At 65.2% G+C, this 25,916-nt stretch carries 24 protein-coding genes and 1 rRNA gene; 13 read left to right on the top strand and 12 right to left on the bottom strand.

Annotation, left to right across the window (positions count from 1 at the left end):
- The 3 genes from rrf to ACUJB0_RS28655 all read left to right on the top strand — a co-directional run.
- Nucleotides 1-103 (top strand): 5S ribosomal RNA (gene rrf / locus ACUJB0_RS28665); the annotation flags it as partial.
- 80 nt (nt 104-183) lie between these two features.
- Complete coding sequence (locus tag ACUJB0_RS28660) at nt 184-690, top strand: hypothetical protein (RefSeq protein ID WP_444848224.1); 507 nt, start codon at nt 184-186, stop codon at nt 688-690.
- A gap of 20 nt (nt 691-710) precedes the next feature.
- Entirely contained in the window at nt 711-1,208 is a 498-nt protein-coding gene (locus ACUJB0_RS28655; RefSeq protein ID WP_444848223.1) for a hypothetical protein, read from the top strand.
- On the opposite strand, the gene ACUJB0_RS28650 is transcribed toward ACUJB0_RS28655, so the two are convergent.
- From ACUJB0_RS28650 to ACUJB0_RS28640, 3 genes are all read right to left on the bottom strand, one after another.
- The gene (locus tag ACUJB0_RS28650; RefSeq protein ID WP_444848222.1) at nt 1,178-2,323 is read right to left on the bottom strand and encodes a glycosyltransferase family 4 protein; all 1,146 of its coding nucleotides are present in this window, start codon (nt 2,321-2,323) and stop codon (nt 1,178-1,180) included. The genes ACUJB0_RS28655 and ACUJB0_RS28650 overlap by 31 nt on opposite strands.
- On the bottom strand, nt 2,320-4,212 hold the full coding sequence (gene asnB / locus ACUJB0_RS28645; RefSeq protein ID WP_444848221.1) for an asparagine synthase (glutamine-hydrolyzing): 1,893 nt from the start codon (nt 4,210-4,212) through the stop codon (nt 2,320-2,322). Before asnB ends, ACUJB0_RS28650 begins: the two co-directional genes overlap by 4 nt.
- A gap of 124 nt (nt 4,213-4,336) precedes the next feature.
- Entirely contained in the window at nt 4,337-5,032 is a 696-nt protein-coding gene (locus ACUJB0_RS28640) for a FadR/GntR family transcriptional regulator (protein WP_444848220.1), read from the bottom strand.
- Between the two features lie 108 nt (nt 5,033-5,140).
- Between ACUJB0_RS28640 and ACUJB0_RS28635 the strand changes: the two genes are divergently transcribed.
- From ACUJB0_RS28635 to glcF, 8 genes are all read left to right on the top strand, one after another.
- Entirely contained in the window at nt 5,141-5,923 is a 783-nt protein-coding gene (locus ACUJB0_RS28635) for a (Fe-S)-binding protein (RefSeq protein WP_444848219.1), read from the top strand.
- Entirely contained in the window at nt 5,920-6,609 is a 690-nt protein-coding gene (locus ACUJB0_RS28630; protein WP_444848218.1) for a LutC/YkgG family protein, read from the top strand. The genes ACUJB0_RS28635 and ACUJB0_RS28630 overlap by 4 nt, the downstream gene beginning before the upstream one ends.
- Nucleotides 6,606-8,048, top strand: coding sequence for a LutB/LldF family L-lactate oxidation iron-sulfur protein (locus tag ACUJB0_RS28625; protein WP_444848217.1), 1,443 nt, complete (start codon nt 6,606-6,608; stop codon nt 8,046-8,048). Before ACUJB0_RS28630 ends, ACUJB0_RS28625 begins: the two co-directional genes overlap by 4 nt.
- Before the next feature lie 156 nt (nt 8,049-8,204).
- On the top strand, nt 8,205-9,917 hold the full coding sequence (locus tag ACUJB0_RS28620) for a lactate permease LctP family transporter (RefSeq protein WP_444848216.1): 1,713 nt from the start codon (nt 8,205-8,207) through the stop codon (nt 9,915-9,917).
- Nucleotides 9,918-9,962: 45 nt separating this feature from the next.
- The gene (locus ACUJB0_RS28615) at nt 9,963-10,862 is read left to right on the top strand and encodes a LysR substrate-binding domain-containing protein (protein WP_444848215.1); all 900 of its coding nucleotides are present in this window, start codon (nt 9,963-9,965) and stop codon (nt 10,860-10,862) included.
- A 94-nt stretch (nt 10,863-10,956) separates the two neighbouring features.
- Nucleotides 10,957-12,453, top strand: coding sequence for an FAD-linked oxidase C-terminal domain-containing protein (locus ACUJB0_RS28610; RefSeq protein WP_444848214.1), 1,497 nt, complete (start codon nt 10,957-10,959; stop codon nt 12,451-12,453).
- Nucleotides 12,450-13,535, top strand: coding sequence for a glycolate oxidase subunit GlcE (glcE, locus tag ACUJB0_RS28605; protein ID WP_444848213.1), 1,086 nt, complete (start codon nt 12,450-12,452; stop codon nt 13,533-13,535). The genes ACUJB0_RS28610 and glcE overlap by 4 nt, the downstream gene beginning before the upstream one ends.
- Nucleotides 13,536-13,537: 2 nt before the next feature.
- Complete coding sequence (gene glcF, locus ACUJB0_RS28600) at nt 13,538-14,764, top strand: glycolate oxidase subunit GlcF (protein WP_444848212.1); 1,227 nt, start codon at nt 13,538-13,540, stop codon at nt 14,762-14,764.
- A 24-nt stretch (nt 14,765-14,788) separates the two neighbouring features.
- On the opposite strand, the gene ACUJB0_RS28595 is transcribed toward glcF, so the two are convergent.
- Complete coding sequence (locus tag ACUJB0_RS28595; RefSeq protein ID WP_444848211.1) at nt 14,789-15,367, bottom strand: C39 family peptidase; 579 nt, start codon at nt 15,365-15,367, stop codon at nt 14,789-14,791.
- Between the two features lie 24 nt (nt 15,368-15,391).
- Nucleotides 15,392-16,096 carry a hypothetical protein gene (locus ACUJB0_RS28590; RefSeq protein WP_444848210.1) on the bottom strand — a complete coding sequence of 235 codons (705 nt, stop codon included), beginning with the start codon at nt 16,094-16,096 and terminating at the stop codon, nt 15,392-15,394.
- A 252-nt stretch (nt 16,097-16,348) separates the two neighbouring features.
- Here ACUJB0_RS28590 and ACUJB0_RS28585 point away from each other — a divergent pair, with 252 nt between their 5' ends.
- Nucleotides 16,349-17,284 (top strand): exopolyphosphatase, encoded by a 936-nt coding sequence (locus ACUJB0_RS28585; protein ID WP_161089631.1) that lies wholly within the window; start codon nt 16,349-16,351, stop codon nt 17,282-17,284.
- Between the two features lie 64 nt (nt 17,285-17,348).
- Here ACUJB0_RS28585 and ACUJB0_RS28580 read toward each other — a convergent pair whose 3' ends face one another.
- A complete protein-coding gene (locus ACUJB0_RS28580; RefSeq protein ID WP_161083163.1) occupies nt 17,349-18,605 on the bottom strand; it encodes a nitronate monooxygenase in 1,257 nt (418 codons plus the stop codon).
- Between the two features lie 156 nt (nt 18,606-18,761).
- A complete protein-coding gene (locus ACUJB0_RS28575; RefSeq protein WP_161083162.1) occupies nt 18,762-19,247 on the bottom strand; it encodes a YajQ family cyclic di-GMP-binding protein in 486 nt (161 codons plus the stop codon).
- 155 nt (nt 19,248-19,402) lie between these two features.
- Between ACUJB0_RS28575 and murB the strand changes: the two genes are divergently transcribed.
- Nucleotides 19,403-20,431, top strand: coding sequence for a UDP-N-acetylmuramate dehydrogenase (gene murB / locus ACUJB0_RS28570; protein WP_444848209.1), 1,029 nt, complete (start codon nt 19,403-19,405; stop codon nt 20,429-20,431).
- Nucleotides 20,432-20,478: 47 nt separating this feature from the next.
- On the opposite strand, the gene ppnP is transcribed toward murB, so the two are convergent.
- The 5 genes from ppnP to ACUJB0_RS28545 are packed head-to-tail and all read right to left on the bottom strand — an operon-like array spanning nt 20,479 to nt 25,909.
- Nucleotides 20,479-20,793: a pyrimidine/purine nucleoside phosphorylase gene (gene ppnP / locus ACUJB0_RS28565; protein WP_020705687.1), complete on the bottom strand. Its 315-nt coding sequence runs from the start codon at nt 20,791-20,793 to the stop codon at nt 20,479-20,481.
- On the bottom strand, nt 20,790-21,857 hold the full coding sequence (locus tag ACUJB0_RS28560) for a diguanylate cyclase (protein WP_444848208.1): 1,068 nt from the start codon (nt 21,855-21,857) through the stop codon (nt 20,790-20,792). The genes ppnP and ACUJB0_RS28560 overlap by 4 nt, the downstream gene beginning before the upstream one ends.
- A 22-nt stretch (nt 21,858-21,879) precedes the next feature.
- Complete coding sequence (gene cheB / locus ACUJB0_RS28555) at nt 21,880-22,938, bottom strand: chemotaxis-specific protein-glutamate methyltransferase CheB (protein WP_444848207.1); 1,059 nt, start codon at nt 22,936-22,938, stop codon at nt 21,880-21,882.
- Complete coding sequence (locus ACUJB0_RS28550; RefSeq protein WP_444848206.1) at nt 22,935-25,226, bottom strand: hybrid sensor histidine kinase/response regulator; 2,292 nt, start codon at nt 25,224-25,226, stop codon at nt 22,935-22,937. Before ACUJB0_RS28550 ends, cheB begins: the two co-directional genes overlap by 4 nt.
- Nucleotides 25,223-25,909, bottom strand: a complete 687-nt coding sequence (locus tag ACUJB0_RS28545; RefSeq protein WP_444848205.1) for a chemotaxis protein CheW — start codon at nt 25,907-25,909, stop codon at nt 25,223-25,225. Before ACUJB0_RS28545 ends, ACUJB0_RS28550 begins: the two co-directional genes overlap by 4 nt.
- Nucleotides 25,910-25,916: the final 7 nt, after the last annotated feature.

Raw genomic sequence — 25,916 nt, 5'->3', positions numbered from 1 at the left:
ATAGCAAGTTGGTCCCACCCCTTCCCATCCCGAACAGGACCGTGAAACAACTCTGCGCCGATGATAGTGCTGCAACCAGTGTGAAAGTAGGTTATCGTCAGGCTAGTTATACTAAAAAGCCCCTTCCAGTGATCTGGTTGGGGCTTTTTTCGTTGTTCATCGTCATCAGGAGAGCGCGGGAAGATGGATCTCAAGAATAAATTGGGTGCGATGGTTGTGGCTGTGGGTTTTGCGCATGTGGCGTGCAGCGCCGGCGAACAGGCGCCCTGGCGCGAGCAGATGCAGTGCGGCGACACGCAGTATGTGATCGAGTCCGACTGCAAGCCGAGCAACGACGCCGCCGCGCTGAATCAGTGCAAGGGACAGACCCTGAGCGTGAGCAACGGCGGCAAGACGCGCAAGGCGGCGCTGCCGGAGTTGAACAAAGTCAGCGCCAAGTCCATCGTCGAGACCGGCGGCAAGGTGAGCAAGCTGTTTGTCACCCAATGGGCGTGCGCGCGCGGCGACAAGGGCGATGTCGCGGTCATGTATTATTCGATCGGCGGCGGCTCGGCGCCGTATGCGGAAGCGTATTCCATCTATGACGAGGCCGGCGCGCTGATCGAAAACGAGGACAGCGCCAAATACGAGCAGGCGCTGGCGCACAGCGACGGCCACATGAAGAAAGTCAAATCGATCATGCCGCGTTAAGGGCTTGGAGAGCGCACAACATGAAAACAAGCTACGCCATCCTGGGCCTGTGCCTGGCCATCAGCACCAGCGCGCAGGCGCAAAACGAACCGACTCCGGCGGAGCACGTCTTTGACGTCCTCGCCTCGCCCAAGCTCTTCACGAGCAACTGGAAGCAGGCCATGCAGCAGCTGGCTCCGTGGTGCAAGCCGAGCACACGCCCCGAGCGCGAACAGATCAAACGCGGCAATGTGGAATGCGGCGAAAACGTCAAGGCCGACAGTTTCGCGATGTCGCCTGAGATGGGTGGCAATATCGAGCTGGTGCAGGCCTCGTTCATTGGCGCGGCCAACTGCGCCTACGTCAAGAAAATCCTGACCCGGAATTTCGGCAAGCCGAGCACGGTGAAGGGTGAATGCGAAATGGAGTGGAAGATCAAGCCGGCAAGCAAGGGCGGCCCGCAGCGTTATGCGAGCTTCCAGGCCACAACCGACGACGACAAGCTGTACTACACGCTGGGTGTGGAGCAAGGGCCGTGACCGAGCAATAGCTCGCGGTACAACGACAGCAGCCTGACTGCTTCGTGATCCCAGCGATACGTGTGTTCTATGGCACGCCTGCCGTTCGCGCCCAGCCTTTCCGCCAGCGCCGGATTGGACCGCAGGAAGCTGATCGCGTGCGCGATCTCCTCCGGCTTGCCGGGATCCACGCATAAGCCGCAATCGGCCGCCTCGATGATGCCGCGCCAAAGCGGAAAGCCGGAAGCGATCACCGGCAGGCCGGCCGACATGTATTCGAACAACTTGATCGGCAGCGCATTCATGAAGTTTGGTTCGGGGTGCAAAGTGACCAGGCCGCAAAAACTGCGCGCCATGATGGCCGCGACCTCCGCGCGATCGACGAAACCACATTCCTCCACATGACGCCAGCCCGGGCAAGTAGCGAGCTCCTCGCGCAGCGTGGCGGAGTCGAACCGTCCCGCCAGCAGCAGTTTGCAGGAGGCCAGGTCCAGCGCCTGGATGATTTCCCGGATGCCGCGCATTTCATTGATCGCGCCGACGTAGCAGACGCCGTCGCGCACGCTGCGCTTCGGGGCAGCGCCGGGAGCCAGTTCGCCGACCATCGGGTAGTTGTGGATCACGGCCACTCGCCTGGCGCTGTGCCTGAAGAGGGCGCCGATATGCGGCGTGGCCGCGACCATCGCTGCGCAGCGTCGCGCCGCAAAATGTTCGACGGCGCGTGCCGCCGCACCGATGGCATGACGCAGCGGCGCGGGTATCCATGGTTTGGACTGGATGTCGGCGCCCAAGTCCTCGTGCAGGTCAATGATGACCTGCTTGCCCTGCCAGGCCAGCAGCACACCGTAGGGGATCAGCTCGGGATCGTGGACATGGTAAAGCCGCGCATCGAGTGCCCTGGCGATCCGGTAGGTGCGCCATGCATGGGCCAGCACGCGCCGGATCCGCCCGCCCTCGGCCGGCGGCAGCCGGTGCAGCGTGACGCCGGCGGCGGCGGCCTCCGCAACCTGCTCCGCAGAGGCGCCGATGACCAGATGGACATCGTGCCCGGCGGCCGCCAGCGACACGCACTGCTTATGATAGATGCGGATGTCCAGCCCATGATGCACGGACGAGAGGTGGCAGACCCTGCTCATGCCCGGACCTCCCGCCGGCCCGCTTGCCTTGGCACGGCCACCGGCACCCGCGTCGGCTTGACCAGCCACGCCAGCAACAAGGCTTCGTCGAGCAGTTCGGGCGAGCGCGACAGGGCAGCGTCGGACAGGTGAGCGTCGAGTTGCGCATCCGTTTTCAGGGCGCCGCTCAAGGCCGTCCGATGGTCGAAGATACGCGCTCGCAAGCTGGCGCCGAGGCCTTGCGCGATCCAGTCCTGGGTCACGTCGAAGCCGCGTTTTGTCCGGTTCAGCCGGATCTGGTCCGGCACCAGGCCGCCGGTGATGCGGCGCAGCGCCCACTTGCCAAATCCATTGCCGATCTTGAGCCGCACCGGCAGTGCCAGCGCAAACTCGACCAGCCGGTAGTCGAGGAAAGGCAAGCGGCTCTCGACCCCGCAGCCCATCGAATTGCGGTCCTCGTAGCGCAGCAGGGTGGGCAGGCTCCAGCGCTGGATGTCGGCGATCTGCCGGTCCGACAGCGACAGATCGGACTCTCCCCACAGGTTGTGCGCCTCCGCCTCCCAAGCGAGCAAGCGGAACGGCTGGGCCTTGCCATTCCGGTAGCGGGCCAGGTTTTGCAGATACATGCGCGCTTGCCGCGCCTCGTGCGCCAGCATCAGGGCCAGCGAGTAGAGCAGGCGCAACGCGCCTTCCGGCTCGCGCGCGCGCAGCGCCTCGCGCAAGGCGATCGGCATGAATTTCCGGTAGCCGGCAAAAATCTCGTCGCTGCCCTGGCCGCCGAGCAGCACCTTGAATCCGGCCGCGCCGGCGTCGCGGAAGACGGCATTTTGTGCGATCGGGCTGAGGCCGGAAAACGGCGCTTCCTGCAGGGCCATCGTGGTCTCCAGCATGTCGCACAGCTGGCTTCGGTTCCAGCGCGGCCAGACAAAGCTGACGTCGATGCCCGCCGCGTCCGACATGGCGCGGGTGGCCGGTCCCTCGGACGCGCGCGCGGCGGGCGAACCGAACGAAAACGCCCGCAGCCGCGTCGCCTGGCGCCGCGTGGCGCAGGCGATGGCCGCGGAATCGAGGCCGGCGCTTAGCGACACGGCCAGCGGCACGTCGCTGCGCAGCCTGAGGTTGATCGCGCTGTCGAGCCAATCGCGGCATTGGTCCAGCAATGCGGGAACGCCGAGCCCGGCCATGGCGGCGCGGCGTACGGACACCGCTGTGGCGAGACAGTACCATCTGCCTTCGCTGACCTCGATGCGCCCGTCGGCGAGCTGGAACTTGACCCAGCCACCGGCCGGCACGGATGCGACGTGCTTGAACGCCGATCCCGACTGATCGGTTTCATAAGCCTTGTAGCGCACGCCACGGGCGCAATACGCTGTGTCGATCTCGGCTCCCACCTGCTCGGCCACGGCGGCCGCCGACGAGCCGAAGGTCAGCGCGCCATCCGCGCGCCGGCCCCACAGCAGCGGCTTGACGCCGAAGCGGTCGCGCACCAGCCACAGCTCGCCGCTACGCTGGTTGAAGGCGGCGAAGGCGAACATGCCGTTCAGGCGCGGCAGCGCATCCGTGCCCCAGACTGCCCATGCGCGCACCAGCACCTCGGTGTCGCTGCCGCCGCGAAATGCGTGCCCGGCACCGCGCAGTTGCTCGTGGATCTCGCGGTAATTGTAGATTTCGCCGTTGTAGATGATCCACCAGCCGCTGCCGACGTCGACCATCGGCTGTGCGCCCAGTTCCGACAATTCGATGATCGCCAGCCGGCTGTGCGCCAGCATCACGTGGTGGGCGCCGAAGGTGAGGTGTTGCTCGCCGCGCGCATCGGGCCCGCGGCGGTCGATGAAACGGAAAGCGGCCGCCAGCGCGGCGCGCCGGCGCTCCGCTCCGTCATGGCTGATCAGTCCCCAAATGCCGCACATGGTTGGGCGCTCCGCTTCGTGATTGGTCACTCGGATCGTAGCCGATCACGCTCCGGCGGGGACGATATCGATCAACCGTGCGTGGATGGGGCCGCTGTGGAGCGCGAAGGATTGGTTGGACCAGTCAGGCCGATTCCATCCTGCCGACAACGTAATCGATGTGCGCCTGCATGGCGGTCCGGGCCGCTTCCGGCCGGCGCCCGCAAATGGCCAGGCAGATGGCGCGGTGCTGCTGCAGCAGCTGGCCCGACACTTCGGTGTCGAGCTTGCGCAGACTGGAACCGTTCAACGTGATGTGCTCGCGCAGGATGCCGAGGACGCTGGCGTGCAGATGCAGGAACATGCTGTTGTGCGAGGCCAGCGCGATCGCCTCGTGCAGCCGGGCGTCGATGGAGGCCTCGGCCGCCTGGTCGTCGTCGGTGCGGGCTTGTTCCAGGCCGGCCAACAAATCGCGGATCCGTCCGTGTTCCTCGTCATTGCCGCGCAGCGCGGCGTAGTAGGCGGTCGCGCCTTCCAATACCCGCCGGAATTCCAGCACATCGCCCAGCACGGCTGGATGATCCGTCACCAGCTGTCCCCAAGGGGATGCCGTGCTGGTGCGCAGCTGGTCGCTGACGAAGACGCCGGCGCCGGGACGGCTGCGCAACAATCCCCGCGCCACCAGCCGTTGCAGCGCCTCGCGTATCGTGTTGCGCGACACCTCATATTGCTCCGCCAGCGCGCGTTCGGACGGCAGGCGCGCATTGGCCGGATAGGTGCCGTCCAGCAGCGCCGTCTCCAACCTGCGCAACACCCCCTCGACCAGTCCGCTTGTTTTCATTTTGACATCCCCTGTTGTATCCGCTGGTCCAACCAATTTGCGGCGGCCTTGATGCAAGGGAATTATGGAGCTTGTCCGACGAATAAGCAAAAACAGAGGAGACCTCACATGCTAGCGCGACAATATCCGCCCGGCCCGGACAAGGCCAACCCACACGTCTACCTGTTCGGCACCTGCGTGATCGACCTGTTCATGCCGGAAGCCGGGCTTGATGCCGTGCGCCTGCTGGAGCGTGAAGGTCTGACGGTGCACTTCCCGCGCGGCCAGAGCTGCTGCGGCCAGCCGGCCTACAGCAGCGGCAATCCGGAGCAGGCGCGTGCTGTGGCGCGCGCACAACTTGAACTGTTTTCCCAACCCTGGCCGGTCATCGTGCCGTCTGGTTCCTGTGCCGGCATGATGCGCCATCATTGGCCCACGCTGTTCGACGACGATCCGCAAGCCGCCGCCAAGGCGCGCGAGTTGGCGGAGCGCGTCTATGAACTGAGCGAATTCCTGCTGAATGTCCTGCACGTGGATTTTGGCGAATCGACGACACAACCGGATGAACAGGTGGTGCTGCACACCTCCTGCGGCGCGCGGCGCGAGATGGGCACGCGCGCCCACGGCGTCGCCTTGCTCGACGCGCTGCCCGGCGTAACGCGGGTGGAGCACGCCCACGAATCGGAATGCTGCGGATTCGGCGGCACTTTCTCCCTCAAGCATGACGACATCTCCGGCGCCATGGTCACCGACAAAATCGCCGCCGCCTGCGCCACCGGGTGCGAGCGGCTGGTCTCCGCCGATTGCGGCTGCCTGCTCAACATCGGCCACGCCGCCAAGCGGCAGGGCGCGCCGCTGCAGGTCGAGCACCTGGCCAGCTTCCTGTGGCGCCGTGTGGGAGCCGAGGCATGAGCGCGCGCGAACTCATACTGGGCAAGCTGCTGGCAGCGGCGCCGGCTCCCGGCATGCCTCTGCGCGAATTGGAAGACCGCATCAACGCACATCATGTGCGCGGCCCGTTGCGCGGGGCTTCAAGCACCGAACTGGCCGACACGCTGGAACGCGTGATGACATCGGTACGCACGGACGTATGGCGCGTCGATGCCCACAGCTGGCCCGCGTTGCTGGCGCAGAAGCTCGCAGCCGCCGGCGTCGGCAGCCTGCTGCTCGACACCGCACGCGCCGAAGGTGCCGCGCTGGCCGCGGCCTTGCCGGCCGAAGTGCGCACGGTGTCCTTCGACCGTCCGCTGGAAGAGTGGAAGAACGAGCTGTTTGCCGACGTGGATGCCGGCTTCACCGTGGCCCGTTCCGGCATCGCCGCCACCGGCACGCTGGTGCTGGCGCCCGACGCGGGATCGCCGCGTACGGTGTCGTTGGTGCCGCCGCTGCACGTGGCGCTGGTCTATGCGAGCACGCTGCATGCGGACCTGCACGCGGCGATGCATGCCGAAGCCTGGAGCGCCACCATGCCGGCCAACCTGGTGCTGGTGTCCGGCCCGTCGAAGACTTCGGACATCCAGCAGACATTGGCCTACGGCGCGCACGGCCCGCGCGCGCTGTGGGTATTCATTGTTGATGATGAAGGAGCGGCAGCATGAACGCCCCCATGCACTTCATGCCGCCGGCCGATTTCCGCGCCCGCGTCAGCGACGCGCTGCAAGACACGAAACTGCGCGGCAGCATGCGCGGCGCGATGGACTTCCTGCAGGATAAGCGCCGCGCGCAATTCCCCGACGGCGACGAACTGGAACAGCTGCGCGACCTGGCCGAAGCGGTGCGCCAGCACGCGCTGGCCCATCTGCCGGAACTGCTGGTGCAGTTCGAAGCGACGCTGCAGGCGGCCGGCGCCCACGTGCACTGGGCCGCGAACGCCGACGAAGCCAACGCCATCATCCTTGAAATCGCCCAGCGTCGTGGCGCGCGCAGCGTCATCAAGGGCAAGTCGATGGCGAGCGAAGAGGTGGAGCTGAACCACCACATGGCGCAGCATGGCATCGACTGCATCGAATCCGACATGGGCGAATACATCGTGCAGCTGGCGGGCGAGAAGCCGTCGCACATCGTCATGCCGGCGGTGCACAAGACGCGCGCCGACATCGGCGCGCTGTTCGAACGCCACATCCCCGGCACGCCGTACAGCGAAGACGTCGACACGCTGATCCAGGCCGGCCGCCGCGCGCTGCGCCAGGCCTTCGCCGACGCCGACATCGGCCTGTCCGGCGTGAACTTCGCGGCGGCCGATACCGGCACCCTGTGGCTGGTCGAAAACGAAGGCAACGGCCGGTTGTCGACCAGCGTGCCCGATGTGCATATCGCCTTGATGGGCATGGAAAAGGTCGTGGCAAAGCTGGAGCACATCGTGCCGCTGGCCAGCCTGCTGACACGCTCGGCGACCGGGCAGTCCATCACCACCTACTTCAACCTGATCACCGGACCGCGCCGCACCGGTGAAATGGACGGACCGCGTGAATTGCATGTGGTGCTGCTCGATAACGGCCGTACGCAAGCCTACGCCGACGAGCAGCTGCGCGCCACGCTGCAGTGCATCCGCTGCGGCGCATGCATCAACCACTGCCCGGTCTATGCGCGGGTGGGCGGCCACGCCTACGGCACCACCTATCCCGGCCCGATCGGCAAGATCATCTCGCCGCACCTGCTGGGGCTTGAAGCGACCGCCGACCTGGCGACCGCCTCCAGCTTGTGCGGCGCGTGCGGCGAAGTGTGCCCGGTGCGCATACCGATACCGGCACTGCTGGTGCGGCTGCGCACCGAGGCCAATCGCGATCCGGCGCAGGAAGTCGAGAACGCGCTGCGCGGGCAGGGTGCCAGCTTCAGTCGCAGCGAGCGGCTGGTGTGGCGATTCTGGAGCGGCGCGTTCGCGCGGCCTGGCGTGTATCGCTGGTTCCGCTGGGCCGCCACGCGGCTGCGCGCCTTCGCGCCCCGTAACCAGTTGGGTTGGACCCGTCACCGTGAGCCGCTCAAACCGGCCGCGCGCAGCCTGGCCGACCTGCTGCGGGAAAGGGGGCAGGCCGAATAGCGTGGTACCGCCGTTGGCGGTGGGGTGAATAATTTTCACGGCTGCGAACAATTCATTTCATCTTTTCGTACCACCGAAAGCCGCCGCCACGTCTATACACTCGTCGCATCTTTTTAGCTCTGCAAAAAAATATTTTTACTCTTGGAGGAGACCACTATGCAAACCTGGAATCAGATATATGCGCCGCTAGGCAGCTTGGGGCTATCGGCCCTGGTTGCCGCCGTGCCGATCATTTTCTTCTTTCTCGCGCTGGCTGTGCTGCGCATCAAAGGCCACGTCGCCGCCGCCGTGACGCTGGCGCTTGCGCTGGCAGTCGCCATCTTCGCCTACGGCATGCCGGTGCCGCAGGCGCTGGCCGCCGCCGGCTACGGCTTCGCCTACGGCCTGTGGCCGATCGCCTGGATCATCGTCACCGCGGTGTTCCTGTACAAAGTGGTCGACCGCACCGGCCAGCTCGAAATCATCCGTGCTTCGGTGCTGTCGATCACCGATGACCAGCGCCTGCAGATGCTGCTGATCGGCTTCTCGTTCGGCGCCTTCCTCGAAGGCGCGGCAGGCTTCGGCGCGCCGGTGGCGATTACGTCGGCGCTGCTGGTGGGCCTGGGCTTCAATCCGCTGTACGCGGCGGGCCTGTGCCTGATCGCGAACACTGCGCCGGTGGCATTCGGCGCGATGGGCATTCCCATCATCGTGGCAGGGCAGGTCACCGGCATCGATGCCATGCACATCGGCGCGATGGCTGGCCGTCAGTTGCCGTTGTTGTCGCTGGCCGTGCCATTCTGGCTGGTGTTCATGATGGACGGCACGCGCGGCATCAAGGAAACCTGGCCTGCGGCGCTGGTGGCAGGCGGCAGCTTCGCCGTGACGCAGTACATCACCTCCAACTTCATCGGCCCTGAACTGCCGGACATTACCTCCGCGCTGGTCAGCCTTGGTTCGCTGACGGCACTGCTGAAGGTATGGCAGCCGGCCAGCGCCAAGGCCGGCGCCCGCAGCACCATCTCGATGGGCGGCGGCACGGCGGCGATGGCCACCTTTGGCGGCGGCCCGGCCACCGGTTCCGCACCACGTATCCGCAAGCAGTCGCCATACAGCACCGCGCAGACCGTGCGGGCATGGGCGCCGTTCGGCATCCTGACCGCCATCGTCACCGTTTGGAGCCTGCCGCAGTTCAAGGCGATGTTCGCCGGCAGCGGCGCGCTGGCCGGCACCGTGATGAAATTCCATGTGCCGTACCTGGACCAGATGGTCATCAAGATGTCGCCTATCGTCGCCGCGCCAAAAGCCTATGAAGCTGTCTTCAAGCTGGACCTGCTGTCGGCCGTCGGCACCGCTATCCTGTTGTCCACACTGGTCTCGATGGCGCTGCTGCGCTTCAAGCCGATGGCCGGCCTGCGCGCCCTGGCCGATACGGTGGTTGAGCTGCGTCGTCCCATCCTGTCGATTGGCCTAGTGCTGGCGTTTGCGTTTGTCGCCAACTACTCCGGCATGTCGTCGACCCTGGCGCTGGTGTTGGCCGGCACCGGCGCGGCCTTCCCGTTCTTCTCGCCGTTCCTCGGCTGGCTGGGCGTGTTCCTGACCGGCTCGGACACCTCGTCGAACGCCTTGTTCTGCTCCCTGCAAAACACCACGGCGCACCAGATCAATGTCTCCGATACCTTGCTGGTGGCGGCCAATACCACCGGTGGTGTAACTGGCAAGATGATCTCGCCGCAATCGATCGCCGTGGCCTGCGCCGCGACCGGATTGGTGGGACGCGAGTCCGAGTTGTTCCGCTTTACCCTCAAACATAGTCTGCTGTTCGCCACCATCGTTGGTATCATGACGGTATTGCAGGCGTATGTATTTACGGGGATGGTGCCGCACTGACGCTTTTCCCCAGCCCTGCCAAGGGTTTGTGAAAGGCGCATATCCATGCCGAGACGTTTCCCCCCGGTGCACGCGCTGTCCGCTTTCGAAGCGGCGGCGCGTGCCGGTTCATTTGCGGTCGCCGCGCAGCAGCTGTGCATTACGCCGTCGGCGTTGTCGCACCGTATCCGCCTGCTGGAGGAGTTTGTCGGCGACCGCTTGTTCGTCCGCGATGGCCGTTCGCTGACGCTGTCGCCGTTCGGCCGCAGCTACCTGGACGTGGTATGCCAGGCGCTGCGCACGCTGACTGATTTTCCCCTTCCTCACCGCAGCGCGCCGGTTCAGCCGCGCGTCAAGATCACGGTGCCGCCGACCTTCGCGCGCTACCTGCTGATGCCGCGCCTGGCCGAGTTCACCGAAGCCCATCCCGAGATCGTGGTTGAAGTGTTCCTGTCGGTGCCCCTGTATGACCTGTGCGTGAACGAGACGGATCTGGAGGTCCGCTTCGGCGCCGGCAAATATCCCGACATGGTAACCACGCGGCTGTTCGGCGAACCGGCGTTTGCCGTCGCCAGCCCGGCCTACCTGGAACGGATCGGCGGCATCGCCACGCCTGCGGATCTGAAGAAGGCGACCTTGCTGCGCTCCGCGCTGGAGCAGTGGAAGCCGTGGTTCGAGCAGGCCGGCCTGGATTGGCCGGAGCCCACCGACGCGCTGCGTGTCGACGACCTTGGCCTGCTGCTGGAGGCGATACGCCATGGCCACGGTGTTGGATTGACGCGACAGCACTTCGCGCAGGACATGATCGCCAGCGGCGAAGTGGTGCAGCTGTTCGACGTGCGCCTGGCGTCGCCGCCGCACGCCTACTACGTGGTGTACGAGCAGAGCGCCCATATCCGGCCGGAGGTGAGCTTGTTCATCGACTGGATGATGGCGGCCTATCCCGACCACGAACGCGACGCATGAAAAATCTGCGCTTCAGCGGTTAATTCTTTTCACCGCTGGAGCGCGCGGCAGGCCGCTACACTGGACGCCATTTCCATCGCATCCAAGGCCACTCATGAACGCGCCGCTAACCCCGCCGCCACCGCTGCTGCTACAGGAACGCAAACACGCCATACTGGCCGCGCTGCGTGGCCTGCTTCCGCCGCATTGCCTGCTGTCCGAGCAGGAAGACACCCGACCCTATGAATGCGATGGCCTGACCGCCTACCGGCAGTTGCCGCTGGCCGTGGCGCTGCCGGAAACGGAGGCGCAGCTGATCGCGCTGCTGAAGGCATGCAGCGCGCTGCAGGTGCCCATCGTGCCGCGCGGCGCCGGCACGGGCCTGTCCGGCGGCGCCATGCCGATCGCCGACGGCATCGTCATCTCGACCGCGAAGATGAGCCGCATCCTGGCGCTCGATCCGCTGGCGCGCACGGCGCGCGTGCAACCCGGCGTGCGCAACCTGGCGATCTCCGAGGCGGCCGCCGCGCACGCGCTGTACTACGCGCCCGACCCGTCGTCGCAGATCGCCTGCACCATCGCCGGCAACGTGGCCGAGAACTCGGGCGGCGTCCACTGCCTCAAGTACGGCCTGACCTTGCACAACGTGATGCGGGTGCGGATGGTGTCGATGGACGGCGAGGTTATCGAACTCGGTGGCGCAGCGCTGGACGCGCCGGGCCTGGACCTGCTTGCGGTGTTCATTGGCTCCGAGGGCATGCTGGGCGTGGTCACCGAAGTGACGGTGCGCCTGATTCCCAAGCCGCCGCTTGCGCGCGTCATCATGGCTTCCTTCGACGACGTCGTCACCGGCGGCGACGCGGTGGCGGAGGTGATCGCCGCCGGCATCATCCCCGCAGGGTTGGAGATGATGGACCGCACCAGCGCGCGCATGGTCGAACCCTTCGTCAAGGCCGGCTACGACACCGACGCCGCCGCCATCCTGCTGTGCGAATCGGACGGCATGCCGGAAGAGGTGGAGGAGGAAATCGAACGCATGAGCGAAGTGCTGCGGCGCGCCGGCGCCAGCGCCATCGCGGTGTCGGGCAGCGAGGCGGAGCGCATGCGCTTCTGGTCCGGCCGCAAGAACGCCTTTCCGGCGGCGGGCCGCATCTCGCCCGACTACTACTGCATGGACGGCACCATCCCGCGCAAGCGCCTGGCCGAGGTCCTGCAAGGCATCGCCGCCATGGAGCAGACCTACGGCCTGCGTTGCGCCAACGTGTTTCACGCGGGCGACGGCAACCTCCATCCGCTGATCATGTTCGACGCCAACGAGCCCGGTGAATTCGACCGCGCCGAACGCTTCGGCGAGGCGATCCTGGCGCTGTGCGTGGAAGTGGGCGGCACCATCACCGGCGAACATGGCGTGGGCATCGAGAAGATCGACGCCATGTGCGGGCAGTTCACCGTGAACGAGGTGGCCGCCTTCATCGGCGTGAAGCGCGCCTTCGATGGCGCCTTCCTGCTCAATCCAAACAAAGCCATACCCACGCTGGACCGCTGCGCCGCGTATGGCAAGCGGCAGGCGCGCGGCGGTGTGTTCAAGTTTGTCAAACAGGTGGGAGCATGACGATGGAATCGATAGTGAACCAGTTCCGCGACCGCATCGTGGCCGCCGGCGCCGCAGGCACGCCGCTGCGCCTGCGCGGAGGCGGCAGCAAGAACTGGTACGGACAAGCGCCGGAGGGCGAGGTGCTGGAGACGTCCGCCTACCAGGGCATCGTCGCCTATGAACCGACGGAGCTGGTGGTGACGGCGCGCTGCGGCACGCCGCTGCGCGACCTGGAACGGGAGCTGGCGCTGCAGGGACAGATGCTGGCGTTCGAGCCGCCGCATTTCGGGCCCGGCGCCACGGTGGGCGGCATGGTGGCGGCAGGGCTGTCCGGCCCGCGCCGCCAGAGCGTGGGCGCGGTGCGCGATTTCGTGCTGGGCACGGTGCTGATGGATGGCCGCGGCGAGTTGCTGCGCTTCGGCGGGGAGGTGATGAAGAACGTGGCCGGCTACGACGTCTCGCGCCTGCTGGCTGGCTCGTTGGGCATGCTGGGATTGATGCTGGAAGTATCGCTGAAAGTGCTGCCACGGCCGACGGCGGAAGCCACGCTGCGGCTGGAGCTGGATCAGGAGGAGGCCTTGCTGCGCCTGAACCGCTGGGCGGGGCAGCCGTTGCCGTTGTCGGCATCCGCCTGGCACGAGGGCGTGCTCACGCTTCGGCTGTCCGGCGCACAGGCTGCGGTGGCGGCGGCCGCGCGGCACATCGGCGGCGAGACGCTGGAGCCGGAAGCGGCGGCGCTTTGGTGGAGCGATTTGCGCGAGCACCGGCATGCATGGTTCGCCGAGGTGGAGACGCCGCTGTGGCGCTTGTCGCTGCCGTCCACCACGCCGGCCAAGTCGCTGTCCGCGTTGGACGACGGCGCGCAACTGATCGAGTGGGGTGGCTCGCAACGCTGGCTGCGCAGCAAGGCCGATCCCATCGCGCTGCGCGCGCGGGTGGCGGAGCTGGGCGGCCACGCCACCATGTTCCGCGGCGGCGACAAGCGGCACGGCGTGTTCCAGCCGCTGGCGCCGGCCGTGCACGCGATCCACCGCAACCTCAAACAGCACTTCGACCCGGCCGGCATCTTCAATCCCGGCCGCATGTACCGGGACCTGTAATCATGCAAACCAATCTGGCAGAACAATTCAAGAACACCGCCGACGGCGACGAGGCCGAAGCCATCCTGCGCGCCTGCGTGCATTGCGGCTTCTGCACCGCGACCTGTCCCACCTACCAGCTGCTGGGCGACGAGCTGGATGGACCGCGCGGCCGCATCTACCTGATCAAGCAGGTGCTGGAAGGGCAGGCGGCCACGGAGCGCACCCAGTTGCACCTGGACCGCTGCCTGAGCTGCCGCAACTGCGAGAGCACTTGTCCGTCCGGCGTGCAGTACGGCCGTTTGCTCGACATCGGCCGCAAGGTGGTGGAGCAGCAGGTGGGCCGGCCGGCGCGCCAGCGTTATCAGCGCCTGCTGCTGAAGGAGGCGCTGCCGCGCGCATGGCTGTTCCGGCCCGCGATGAAGATGGGACGCATGGTGCGTCCGCTGCTGCCGGCGGCGTTGCAGGAGAAGGTGCAGCCGGTGCCGGCGCCCGGCCCCTGGCCGCGCGGCGGACAAGCGCGCAAGATGCTGCTGCTGGACGGTTGCGTGCAGCCGGAGATGGCGCCGAATATCAACAGCTCGGCGGCGCGTATTTTGGCGGCGCTGGATGTGGAGCTGGTGGTGGCGCCGCGCGCCGGCTGCTGTGGCGCGATCCGCTACCACCTGGCCGACCACGATGGCGGCCTCGATGACATGCGGCGTAATATCGATGCGTGGTGGCCGCTGCTGGAAGCCGGCGCGGAGGCCATCGTGATGACTGCTTCCGGTTGCGGCGCCACCGTCAAGGAATACGGCCATCTGCTGCGCGACGATCCGGCCTATGCCGCCAAGGCGCACCGGGTGTCCGAGCTGACGCGCGACATCAGCGAGATACTGTACGACGAGCAGGCTGGCTTGCAGGCGTTGCTGAAGCAGCGGCCACCGGCCGAGCCGGTGGCGTTTCATCCGCCATGCACGCTGCAGCACGCGCAGCGCATACGCGGCAAGGTCGAGGAGCTGCTGCGCGGCCTGGGCATCGATGTGCGCCTGTGCGCGGATAGCCATCTGTGCTGCGGCTCGGCCGGCACGTATTCGCTGCTGCAGCCGGAGTTGTCGCACCAACTGCGCGACAGCAAGCTGGCCAATCTGCAGGCCACGGGCGCGGCCCGCATCGTCTCCGCCAACATCGGCTGTCAAAGCCACCTGCAATCGGGGACGCCGATGCCGGTCGGGCACTGGATCGAATTGATCGACCAGATGCTGGCGTGACGAGCGGGGTCCCTATAGCTGCGCCTAGTTGTTCATGCGCTGGGTGTGCGTCCACTGGTGATCGGACGCAGACACCGCCGAGCTGTAGGTGCGGTAGGTCTGGCCTTCGCCCGGCCAAGGGTTCATGATGTAGATGTAATTGACCCCGTTGTAGGTTTCATAGCCGCGTCCCACCATGATGTGGCCACCGCCGCCGGTCCAGCCGTAGCGGATCACGAACGGCCGGTTGGCGTTGATGTCGGACACCACGCTGCTCCACGACGAGGCGTAGTTGTAGGCCGTGTTGGACACGCCCCAGGCGCGCAGGATGTTCTGCACGCTGCCATTGCTGCCGTACATATTGTTGGGCTGGTTGGCCCAGCTGTTCCAGTCGAAGGTCGAATTGCCGCAGGCGTAGTTCAGGCCGAAGGCCCAGTTGACGATCTGGCACTGGCTGGGCGATTGGCCGTAGTAGTTCAGCACGGCCTTGCTGGAGCCGGCCCAGCACCACTGGCTGTGCTCCTGCGTGACCAGCGGCACGTTCAGCGTCCGCCACTGTGCGAAGGCGGACGGCAACATCGCCAGCAGGCCGGCGCTCAATATCAGGCTGTTCAATTTTTTCATGTGAGTCTCCTTGTCCCGCGCGGCTTAGCGCGTGCTATCCAGATTTTTTTTGACCGCCACGCGCAGCGGCTCCAGCAAGTCGCTCGCGTCGAGCAGGCCGTCGCCGGCGCCTTTGCGTTGCAGCAGCAGCGACTGGCGCGCCGAATGCAGGGGCGCGAAGCGCACCGCGCCGTTCTGGGCGGAGCTCACTTCCAGGAAATCGGACTGCGCCTGGTAGATGCGCAGCACGCGTACGTTCGAGCGTTCCGTGTTGGCGTAGGCGCCCATGGCGGCGTCGAGATCCTTGGCCATCACGGAGGCGCCGTAGGCCACCGTCTCCCATTTGCCGTTGACCTGTTCGACCGTGGCCAGGCCGATCGGCTGGTCGTGGAGGGTGATGACGAAGCGCCAGATGCCGGTCGGCCGGGTCATGGCCTTCATCTCGCGGCGGCCGGCCAGCAGGTCGGTTGGGTCGATGGTGTAGACCGGGAAGCCGTAGGCGATGCGCGCGTCCTTCAAGTCCTGCACGTCGGCCACTTCCAGTGGGAAGCCTTGCGGCGCGCTGCCGGCGTGGTTCTGCACCTGGTATTGAACGAACTGGGCGAAATCGCGCCGGACAGCGCTGGCGGCGCCGTCGCGCTGCGATTGCGCGGATGCGCTGATCTGCGCGGTCTGCGCATACAGCGCGGGGCTGGACAGCGCCAGGCAGCTTGCGGCGGCCAGGCCAAGTAAGATTGAAATGCGCGGCATGGTATCGGTCTCCTCTTGCGTTGTAATTTGTAATGGGGTGATGCGGCAGCCATTCTAGGTAATCCAAATTGCAAGTTTGTCGTTTTTGAATAATTGAGACAGATGCTCCGAGTCTTTTTCGTTTCTTAACAATCGAAAGTCGCTGGCGGTTGATGTGACGTATTGCAACGTGTCATCACAATTGCTGTCCACGTGCAGGTTTGGGTTGTATTATTAAGTCCATTGTCATGTTCAATCCACAGAGGTGCATTCATGTCAGAAGCAAAAAAATATCGTCTGGTCACCCGCAGCGATTTCGACGGGCTGGTGTGCGCAGTCCTGTTAAAACACCTGAATATGATCGATGAGATCCTGTTCGTGCACCCGAAGGATATGCAGGACGGTAAGATCGCCATCAGCGACAATGACATCACCACCAATCTGCCGTTCGTGCCGGGCGTGCATCTCGCCTTCGACCACCATTTGTCGGAAACCATCCGCAATACGGGCGAGCGCAAGAACCATGTGATCCATCCGGAGGCGCCGTCGGCCGCGCGCGTGGTGTACGACTACTACGGCGCCGAGAAGGCTTTCCCGGCTTCCTGGCACGACATGATGGTGGCGGTGGACAAGGGCGACGCCGCCCGCTTCAACGAGCAGGAGGTGCTCAATCCGGAAGGCTGGGATCTGCTGAACTTCCTGATGGATGCGCGCACGGGCCTGGGCCGCTTCCGCGAGTTTCGCATCTCGAACTACAACCTGATGATGGACCTGATCGACTATTGCAAGAACCATACGATCGACCAGATCATGGCCTTGCCGGACGTGAAGGAGCGTAAGGAGCTGTACTTCGAGCATGCCGAGAAGTGCAAGGAGCAGATCCGCCGGTGCGCCACCGTGCACAAGAACCTGGTGGTGCTGGACCTGCGCGATGAGGAGATCATCTACGCCGGCAACCGTTTCATCATCTATGCGATGTATCCGCAGACGAATATCTCGATCCACGTGCTGTGGGGCTTGAAGAACCAGAACACCGTGTTCGCCACCGGTAAGTCGATACTGAACCGTACGTCCAAGACCAATATCGGCGCGCTGATGCTGGAGTACGGCGGCGGCGGGCATGAGAATGCCGGGACGTGCCAGGTCGATAATGAGCGGGCGGAGGAGGTGCTGGAAGCGCTGATCGCCCGGATCAACTCGGAAGGGTAACTATAAAAAAACGCCATGTGGCCGTGCGACGATCTTGAGCGTCGCAAGCGCACATGGCGTTTTTTTACGCCTCTTCCTTTTCGGGAAGGGCGATCTGGTTGTCAGTGCTGAACTGGTAGTCCTTGAACACGTGCTCGGCGGTGAGCAGCTGGTACTCGCCGTCGGCCTTCTTGTGCGTGGTGTCCTTCAGGCGGTAGGTGTAGTGGCCGCAGGTCCAGCAGTTGAAGTTGCGCATGTGGGTGCACAGGCAGGTCTTGTCCATGACCACGATGTTCTTCTCGGTCGGATGCGCCGCCACTTCGCGGTTGTACGAATTGATGTAGGCGCAGTTGCCGGTCGCGTCCAGCAGGTAGCCGTACGATTCGCAGCCCGGACGGATGCCCGCGCCGATGGCCGGCGTATTCTTGAGCATGCGCATCGGATAGCCGGTCGGCGAGATGCCGTTGACGATGATGTCCTCTTCCGACGCCTTGAAGTATTCCTGCTTGACCTTGGCAGGCAGGCCGCATTCATTGGTGACGGTGAAGCGGGTCGCCACCTGCACGCCCGCCGCGCCCGCTTCCAGGAAGCGCACCGCGTCGCTGCCGGTGAAGATGCCGCCGGCCGCGATCAGCGGAATGTCCAGGTTCTCGGCCTTCAGGTAGTCCAGCAGTTCCTGCGTGATGGTCATCAGGTCGTATTCGGCCCAGTCCATGCCGAAGCCCAGGTGGCCGCCGGCCAGCGGGCCTTCGACGATGATGTAGTCGGGCAGCCGGTCCAGCTTGGCGTTCTTGCGCAGGAAGATCTGCAGCGCGCGCACCGACGAGACGATGATGCCCAGCTTGGCTTCGCGGAAGCGCGGGTGGTCCGCCATCAGCGCGAACGAGCCGAAGTGCAGGCCGGCCGACAGCGTGATGCCGTCGACGCCGGCGTCCAGCGCCGCGTTCAGGCGGGTGCGCAGGGTTTCGCGCGGGCCGTTCATGGTCAGCTTTTCCATGCAGTTGACGAAGATCAGGCCGGGACCTTTTTTCGCCGCCATGGTGGCGCCGATGTGGCGGCGCTGCGCGTCGGCCAGGCGTTCCAGGTCGAACTGCACCACGGACTTGTCCATGTTGTTGATGTTGAACTTGTACAGCTTGGTCTTGTCCTTGACGAAGCTGGTGTCGAACTTGCGGTCCGATACGTCTTCGACCATGGCATCCGAGATGTGGCCGATGCCGCCCAGGCGGGCCGCTTCCAGCGCCAGCTCCGAGGTCGAAATATCCACTCCCATTCCGCCGACCATGATGGGCACGTACTCGTTTTTGCCAAATCGCAGGCGGAAATCATCAACACGTTTCATTGCTATCCTTAGACTACCGTAGTGGTTGCCGGGCAAAGAGCCCGGCGCTATGCGTGATATGCGGTCGCGCGGCAGTACACCTTGCATGGAGCCGGTTCGATTCTACTCCATGTGTACTACAGCATTGTGACGCCGCGGCGGGCGTCGCGCGAGGGATCAGTCGCGGAAGTTGTTGAATTCCAGCGGCATGTCCGGCACGTCCTTGCGCAGCATGGCCATGGCCGCTTGCAGGTCGTCGCGCTTGGCGCCGGTGACGCGCACGGACTCGCCCTGGATGCTCGCTTGCACTTTCATCTTGCTGTCCTTGATGACGCGCACGATTTTCTTTGCGTCATCGGATTCGATGCCGTTCTTGACCTTGATCACTTGCTTGACCTTGTCGCCGCCGATCTTCTTGATGTCGCCGTCTTCCAGGAAGCGGACATCGACTTTGCGCTTGGCCAGCTTGTTGGTGAGCACGTCGCGCACCTGCTGCAATTGGAATTCGGAATCGGCGACGACGGTCAGTTCGTTTTCCTTGTGCTCGACCGAGGCGCCCGTACCCTTGAAATCGAAGCGGGTGGCGATTTCTTTTTGAGATTGCTCGACGGCATTCTTCACTTCGATCATATCGGCTTCGGAGACTACATCAAACGACGGCATAACTATTTCCTTTTCGTGTGGCATGCAGCATGCATTCAATCCGCTGCATCAAAGACTGACATTTTAACGGACAACGGGCCGAAAGCCGCCATATCCACACTGGTTTTTTGCTTGTTTCGCTCTATAATCGATGAAATTTCCCAGGTTTTTCCTCCATGCATCCACAGTCAGCCATCCAGTACCAGTTCCCACTTCAATCCCTCAACACCTTCGGCATCGCGGCGAGCGCGCACGCGTATTTGCGCGTGACGAAAACAGAGCAACTGCTCGGCGTTTTTGCCGATGCCGCCTGGGTTTCTTTGCCGAAGCTGGTGCTGGGCGGCGGCAGCAATCTACTGCTGACCGGGGACTTTCCCGGCCTGGTGCTGCACATCGCGCTGCAGGGTCGCGAGGTGCTGGCCGACGATGCGGACCATCATTACGTCCGTGCGGCGGCCGGCGAGAACTGGCACGAGTTCGTGCAGTGGACTTTGGCGCAAGGCCTGGGCGGTCTGGAGAACCTGTCGCTGATACCGGGCACGGTGGGCGCGGCGCCGATCCAGAACATCGGCGCCTACGGACTCGAAACCAAGGACGTGTTCCACAGCGTGACCGTGTTCGATCCGGCCAGCGGCGAGACGCGCACGATGGATGCCGCGGCGTGCCGCTTCGGTTATCGCGACAGCATCTTCAAGCAGGACGGTGGACGTCACCTGATCATCCTCGACGTGTGCTTCGCGCTGCCCAAGCGCTGGCAGCCCAACCTGCGCTACGCCGAACTGGCGCAGGCGCTGGCGGAGCAGGGCATCGCCGCGCCGTCCGCGCAGCAGGTGGCCGACACGGTGATCGCGATCCGCCGCCGCAAGCTGCCCGATCCCGCGGTGATCGGCAACGCGGGCAGCTTCTTCAAGAATCCGGTGGTGACGGGCGCGCAGTGCGCGGCGTTGCTGGAGCAGTTCCCGGCGCTGGTGCATCACGCGCAGCCGGACGGCAGCGAGAAGCTGGCGGCGGGTTGGCTGATCGATCAATGCGGATGGAAGGGGCGCAACCTGGGCGCGGCGGGCGTGTACCCGAAACAGGCGCTGGTGCTGGTCAATAATGGCGGCGCGAAGGGCGCGGATGTGGTGGCGCTGGCGCGGGCGATCCAGGCGGACGTGCAGGCGCGCTATGGCGTGCTGCTGGAGCCGGAGCCGGTGTTCATTTAAAAATGGCGGGCGCGCGGCCCGCCATGACGCGTATCAGCTGAAATGCGTTAGCCGAAGTGGCAAACGTAATCGACCGTCTCCACGGTCTCGATATCGAAGCTCGAATTGCCGCCCACCTTGAACTCCTGGCCAGCCGCGTAGGTCTGCCATTCGCTGGCGCCGGCCAGGCGCACCTTGCACACGCCGCCGATGATCTCCATCGTTTCCGGCGCGCCGGTGTTGAAGGTCAGGCTGGAAGGGAAGATCACGCCGACGCTTTTCTTGCTGCCGTCGGCGAAAATCACATTGTGCGAAACGCATTTGCCGTCGAAGTAGATATTCGATTTCTTGACGACGCTGACTTGATCAAATTGAGCACTCATACTGCTGTTTTTCCTTGGTTCGATGCGGAGGGAGGACCAGGCAGTTCGGCCGCGTTCATCACGCGGTTACGGCCGCCGCGCTTGGCGGCGTACAGGGCCTGGTCGGCTTGTTGGATCAACTGCTCGATGCTGGAGGAGGGCGACGGCACCACGCTCGCCACGCCGATCGACATGGTCACGGTGGAAAATTCGGTCTCCGCCAGCGGGTTCTCGATGGCCAGTTGTTCCAGATGGCGGCGGCACGACTCGGCCACGATCAGTGCCCCAGTCAGTGGTGTCTCCGGCAGGATAATGGCGAATTCCTCGCCGCCGTAGCGCGCGGCCAGGTCGGCCGGGCGCTTGAGGTGTTCGGTTAATACGGCGGCCACTTTTTTCAGGCACAAATCGCCCGCCTGGTGGCCGAAGCTGTCGTTGTAGCGCTTGAAGAAATCCACGTCGCACATCAACAGCGTCAAGGGTTGCTTGTCGCGCTGGCCGCGCTGCCATTCCACGCGCATGCACTCGTCGAAGCGGCGGCGGTTGGCGATGCCGGTCAGGCCGTCGAGCGCGGCCAGCTTTTGCAGTTCCAGATTGGCTTCGGCCAGCCGCTGCTCGCTCTCGCGCAGGAAGCGGAACGCCTGGTCGCGCTGCAGGCGGCTGACGTGCGCGCCCGAATGGTAGCGGATGCGCGCCAGCAGTTCCAGCTGGTCCGGCAGCTTGACCATGTAGTCGTTGGCGCCGGTGGCGAAGCTGTGCGCCTTGAGTTTGGGGTCTTCCTTGGCCGAGAGGACGATCACCGGCACATGCCGCAGTTCCTCCCGCGCGCGGTACTGCTGGATCAGCGCGAAGCCGTCGACGTCCGGCATCACCAGGTCCTGCAGGATCACGGTGGGCTGCCACTGCATCGCGGTTTGCAGCGCCTGCGAGGCATCGCTCACGGCGTGGAATTCGATGTCGTCCTGGCCGCGCAACATGCGGCGCACCGCTTCGACGATGATCAACTGGTCGTCCACCAGCAGCACGCGGGCCTTGAACGCCGTCAGCGACTGCCCTGTATCTGCTGCGATTACGTGTGCTTCTGACATCTGCGTTCTCTTTAAATGCCCATCAGGTGCTGCCGCCCAGGGTGGTGCGCAATAGTGGCCCGATTTTCGCCAGCGGTAAAATCATCTGCGCCGCATCCAGCTCGGCGGCGGCGCGCGGCATGCCGTAGACGGCGCTGCTGGCCTGGTCCTGGGCGATGGTGAGCTGGCCGGCGCGGCGCATGGCCAGCAGGCCTTCGGCGCCGTCGCGGCCCATGCCGGTCAACAGCACGCCCACCGCCTCGCTTTTCCAGTGCTGCGCCACGCAGCGGAAAAACACGTCGACCGACGGACGGTAGGCGTAGTCCTTCGGATTCGCATCGTAACGTAATCGATTGTTTTGATCCAGCGTTAAGTGGTCGTTGCTCTTGGCGACAAGGACGGTGCCGGCCACCAGTTCGTCGCCATCCTCGGCGGAGCGCACCGGCATTTCCAGGTGCTCCCCCAGCCAGCGGGCGAAATTGTCGGCGAAGTGCTGGTCGATGTGCTGCACCACCACGATGGCGCAGCCGCGCGGCGGCTTCCAGCCGGCCAGCATCTTCGCCACCGCCATCGGCCCGCCGGTGGAGGCGCCGATCGCCAGCAGCGACGTGACGCGCTGCGGCGCGTCGTGCGTTTCCGCGCCGTGATGGTTGCCATTGTTGCCATTGCCATGGGTGGCCGTCTTCGGCATCATCGCCTGGTTGCCGCCGCTGTGGCGTATCAGCTTGTCCATGGTGCGGATCTTGGCCAGCAGCTCCAGGTCGCCGTCCGGTTTACCCTGCAATACCGGGGTCGCCGTGACATCGAGCGCGCCGGCGCCGAGCGCGCGGAACACCTGGTTGACGTTGTCCTGCGGCCTGCCGGTCACCACCAGGATGGCGCACGGGCTTTGCTCCATGATCTGGCGGGTCGCCTCGACGCCGTCCAGCTCCGGCATGTTCAGGTCCATCAGGATCAGGTCGGGCCGGTTGTCGGCGCACATGCGCACCGCCTCCGCGCCGGTACGGGCGATCCACAGCACCTGGTGTTCCGCGGTGCTGGCCACAACCCGCCGCAGCGCTTCGGCTGCCATGGCGACGTCGTTGGCGATGGCGATCTTCATATCCTGGCCTCTCCAATCAAATCGCTGACCGCGTCGAGCAGCGTCTCGTCGTGGAAGCTGCCCTTGGTCAGGTAATAATCGGCGCCGGCCGAGAGCCCGCGTGCGCGGTCTTCGGGGCGGTCTTTGTAAGAGACTATCATGACCGGCAGTTTGTGCAGGTGAATATCCTTCTTGATCAGCGTGACCAGCTCGATGCCGTCCATGCGCGGCATGTCGACGTCGGTGATCACCAGGTCGTAGTCGCCGCTGCGCACCACGTTCCAGCCGTCGATGCCGTCGATGGCGATATCGACCAGGAAGCCCCGGCCCAGCAGCAGCTTGCGTTCCATCTCGCGCACGGTGAGCGAATCGTCGACCACCAAAATGCGCTTGGTCTTGCGGCGTCCGGCCTGGTCGGACCTGGTCAGCTGATGCAGGCCGCCTTCGTGCAGCAGCTTGTCGATCGACAGCAGCAGGTCCGGCACATCGAGGATCAGCACCGGCTCGCCGTCGTCGAGCAGGGCGGCGGCGGAGATGTCGCGCATCTTGCCGAAGGTGGGATCGAGCGCCTGCACCGCCAGGCTTTGCTCACCGCGTATGCCTTGCACCACCAGCGCGTAGCGGCGCGCGCCGCTGCCGATGACCACCACCGCCAGCTCGTCGCTGCCGGTGTCGGTGTCGCCCAGCTCCAGCACCTGCGAGGCCGAGACCAGCCCCAGATGCTCGCCGCCCAGGTCGAAGAACTGCTTGCTCTCCAGCGTGTGGATGGCGGCGCGCGGCACCTTGGCCACGCGCTCCACCTGCACGATGGGCACGGCGTAGGCCTCGCCCTTGATGTCGACCACCAGCGCGCGCACGATCGATTGCGTCAGCGGCAGCGTGATGCAGGTGCGGAAGCCGACGCCCAGTTCCGATTCGATGCGCACGGTGCCGTTCTGCGCGCGGATGGTTTCGTGCACGATGTCCAGGCCGACGCCGCGCCCGGAAATCTCGGTGGTGCTTTCCTTCAGGCTGAAGGCCGGCAGGAACAGGAACTCCAGCAGCTCGGCGGGCGACAGCGAGGCCGCCATCTGCTCGCTGGCCATCTTGCGCTCGACCACCTTGGCGCGGATCTTTTCCAGGTCGACGCCGCGGCCGTCGTCGCTGATCTCGATACTGAGCATGCCGGCGCGGTGCTTCGCTTCCAATATGATGATGCCGGCGCCGGGCTTGCCGGCGGCGATGCGGCCGGCCGGCGTGTCCATGCCGTGGTCGACCGAGTTGCGCAGCATGTGGTTGAGCGGGCTTTCGATCTTGGCCAGGATGTCGCGGTCGACCAGCGTGTCCTCGCCGATGATCTGCAGCTGCACTTCCTTGCCCATGCCGCGCGCCAGGTCGCGCACCATGCGCGGGAAGGCTTGCACGCCGTCGCGGAAGGGGCGCATGCGCAGCGTCAGCACCTCGTCCACCATGTTCTGCGAAACGGCCAGCAGGCGGCGTTCGTAGGCTTCGATGTCGGCGATGTGCTCAAGGACGAACTGCTTGAGCGGGTGGGTCTTTTGCAGTGCCAGCAGCGACTTCTCTTTCAGGCCGGCGTCGCTGCTGTTGGCGATCGCTTCGTGCAGCTGTTCGACCAGCGCGAACAGGCTGCTCTGGTTGCGCTTGAAACGCTGCAGGTCCTGGATGAAGGGATGCATCTGGTGCGCGTTGATGCGCGACTCGCTGGCCAGCGACAACAGGCGGTCGAAGTTCTGCGCGGTCTTCAGCACGGCCGGCGCGCGCGGGGCGATGGGTGGCGCTTCCTCGGCAGCGGCGGCTGAGGCTTCGGGCGCGGCCGGCGCCGGGGACGGCACCGGCGCCGGCACTGGCGATGGCATCGGCGGCGCGGGCGGCGCCAGGTTCGCCGGCTCGGGCAGGAAGGCGATATTGGCGATGGTGTCCAACGTCTTCCTGATCAGCGCCGCGTTGGCGCCCAGCCAGCCTTCAACGCCGCTGTCCTGCAATCGCGACAGTTGCAGTATCAGGTCGACGCCGGCCAGCAGCGCGTCCACGCGGTTGGGCGTGAGCGCCAGCTTGCCGCGCTGCGCGGCGACGAAGGCGTCCTCCATGCCGTGCGCCAGCTGCACCACCACCTCCAGGCCGACGATGGCGGCCGCGCCCTTGATCGAGTGCGCCGCGCGCATCATCGATTCGACCGCGCCGGCGTCGTCCTTCAGGCGCTCCATGGCCAGCAGGCCGTCGGTGAGGATCTGGGTCTGGCTCTCGGCCTCCATGCGGAACAGGTCCAGCATGGAGAATTGGCTTAGGTCTCCGTTGTTATCCTGGCTCATCGCAGCGACCTCGCAAGTTGGTAGCCGATCAGCGCCGAATCGAGCACGCCGATATGCATGTCTTGATGCGCTATCACGCCCGACAGGAAGCGCGACAACCCCTTGTTGATGGTGGCGGCCGGCGCCTGCACGGACTTGGTGGCGTAGCGCAGGATGCCGTGCAGGTCGGCCACCGGCAGGGCGTAGGCCTGGTCCTCCCATTGAGTAAGCAGCAGGCGCGCGAAGGTGTGGCGGCCGGTGGCGGCGTCGCCTTCGTTTTCGTCGATGCCCAGCAAGGCCGCCAGCGACATGCAGGGATACAGCGTGCCGCCGACGTTGACGATGCCGCTCAAGCCGGGTTCCGTGCGATGCGGCAGGCGGTGCGGCCTGGCCTGCGGCGCCACCGAGACGAATATTTTAGTCGGCAGCGACAGCCATTCGCGGCCGATGCGGAACACCAGGCAGGAGGCGTCCAGCTGCTGCGTGCCGGCGGCGGGCTGGCGGAAGTGGGCGGCCCATTCCTTTTTGTAGTCGTCGCCGACGGGGCGTTGCAGGTTGCGCTGGGCCGCGCCGCCGTACACCTCGCAATTGCGGCAGTGGACCGCCTGCTCGAGCTTCTCGCAGCTTTGGTCGCCGATGACGCCGATGCGGTTCCAGCAGTCGTCGATGCTGGCGATGGCGATGGGGGAAGTGGTCGTGTTCATGGTCGTT

Source organism: Duganella caerulea, assembly GCF_040362985.1.
Classification (GTDB): domain Bacteria; phylum Pseudomonadota; class Gammaproteobacteria; order Burkholderiales; family Burkholderiaceae_D; genus Rugamonas; species Rugamonas vulcania.
Note: the sequence above shows the minus strand (reverse complement) of the source record. Positions and strands in the feature narration are given on the sequence as shown.

What these genes read in the sequence shown, in the direction of transcription:
- ACUJB0_RS28660 (WP_444848224.1), top strand. Translation starts at nt 184, where the DNA reads ATGGATCTCAAGAATAAATTGGGTGCGATGGTTGTGGCTGTGGGTTTT.
- ACUJB0_RS28655 (WP_444848223.1), top strand. Translation starts at nt 711, where the DNA reads ATGAAAACAAGCTACGCCATCCTGGGCCTGTGCCTGGCCATCAGCACC.
- ACUJB0_RS28650 (WP_444848222.1), bottom strand. Translation starts at nt 2,323, where the DNA reads ATGAGCAGGGTCTGCCACCTCTCGTCCGTGCATCATGGGCTGGACATC.
- asnB (WP_444848221.1), bottom strand. Translation starts at nt 4,212, where the DNA reads ATGTGCGGCATTTGGGGACTGATCAGCCATGACGGAGCGGAGCGCCGG.
- ACUJB0_RS28640 (WP_444848220.1), bottom strand. Translation starts at nt 5,032, where the DNA reads ATGAAAACAAGCGGACTGGTCGAGGGGGTGTTGCGCAGGTTGGAGACG.
- ACUJB0_RS28635 (WP_444848219.1), top strand. Translation starts at nt 5,141, where the DNA reads ATGCTAGCGCGACAATATCCGCCCGGCCCGGACAAGGCCAACCCACAC.
- ACUJB0_RS28630 (WP_444848218.1), top strand. Translation starts at nt 5,920, where the DNA reads ATGAGCGCGCGCGAACTCATACTGGGCAAGCTGCTGGCAGCGGCGCCG.
- ACUJB0_RS28625 (WP_444848217.1), top strand. Translation starts at nt 6,606, where the DNA reads ATGAACGCCCCCATGCACTTCATGCCGCCGGCCGATTTCCGCGCCCGC.
- ACUJB0_RS28620 (WP_444848216.1), top strand. Translation starts at nt 8,205, where the DNA reads ATGCAAACCTGGAATCAGATATATGCGCCGCTAGGCAGCTTGGGGCTA.
- ACUJB0_RS28615 (WP_444848215.1), top strand. Translation starts at nt 9,963, where the DNA reads ATGCCGAGACGTTTCCCCCCGGTGCACGCGCTGTCCGCTTTCGAAGCG.
- ACUJB0_RS28610 (WP_444848214.1), top strand. Translation starts at nt 10,957, where the DNA reads ATGAACGCGCCGCTAACCCCGCCGCCACCGCTGCTGCTACAGGAACGC.
- glcE (WP_444848213.1), top strand. Translation starts at nt 12,450, where the DNA reads ATGACGATGGAATCGATAGTGAACCAGTTCCGCGACCGCATCGTGGCC.
- glcF (WP_444848212.1), top strand. Translation starts at nt 13,538, where the DNA reads ATGCAAACCAATCTGGCAGAACAATTCAAGAACACCGCCGACGGCGAC.
- ACUJB0_RS28595 (WP_444848211.1), bottom strand. Translation starts at nt 15,367, where the DNA reads ATGAAAAAATTGAACAGCCTGATATTGAGCGCCGGCCTGCTGGCGATG.
- ACUJB0_RS28590 (WP_444848210.1), bottom strand. Translation starts at nt 16,096, where the DNA reads ATGCCGCGCATTTCAATCTTACTTGGCCTGGCCGCCGCAAGCTGCCTG.
- ACUJB0_RS28585 (WP_161089631.1), top strand. Translation starts at nt 16,349, where the DNA reads ATGTCAGAAGCAAAAAAATATCGTCTGGTCACCCGCAGCGATTTCGAC.
- ACUJB0_RS28580 (WP_161083163.1), bottom strand. Translation starts at nt 18,605, where the DNA reads ATGAAACGTGTTGATGATTTCCGCCTGCGATTTGGCAAAAACGAGTAC.
- ACUJB0_RS28575 (WP_161083162.1), bottom strand. Translation starts at nt 19,247, where the DNA reads ATGCCGTCGTTTGATGTAGTCTCCGAAGCCGATATGATCGAAGTGAAG.
- murB (WP_444848209.1), top strand. Translation starts at nt 19,403, where the DNA reads ATGCATCCACAGTCAGCCATCCAGTACCAGTTCCCACTTCAATCCCTC.
- ppnP (WP_020705687.1), bottom strand. Translation starts at nt 20,793, where the DNA reads ATGAGTGCTCAATTTGATCAAGTCAGCGTCGTCAAGAAATCGAATATC.
- ACUJB0_RS28560 (WP_444848208.1), bottom strand. Translation starts at nt 21,857, where the DNA reads ATGTCAGAAGCACACGTAATCGCAGCAGATACAGGGCAGTCGCTGACG.
- cheB (WP_444848207.1), bottom strand. Translation starts at nt 22,938, where the DNA reads ATGAAGATCGCCATCGCCAACGACGTCGCCATGGCAGCCGAAGCGCTG.
- ACUJB0_RS28550 (WP_444848206.1), bottom strand. Translation starts at nt 25,226, where the DNA reads ATGAGCCAGGATAACAACGGAGACCTAAGCCAATTCTCCATGCTGGAC.
- ACUJB0_RS28545 (WP_444848205.1), bottom strand. Translation starts at nt 25,909, where the DNA reads ATGAACACGACCACTTCCCCCATCGCCATCGCCAGCATCGACGACTGC.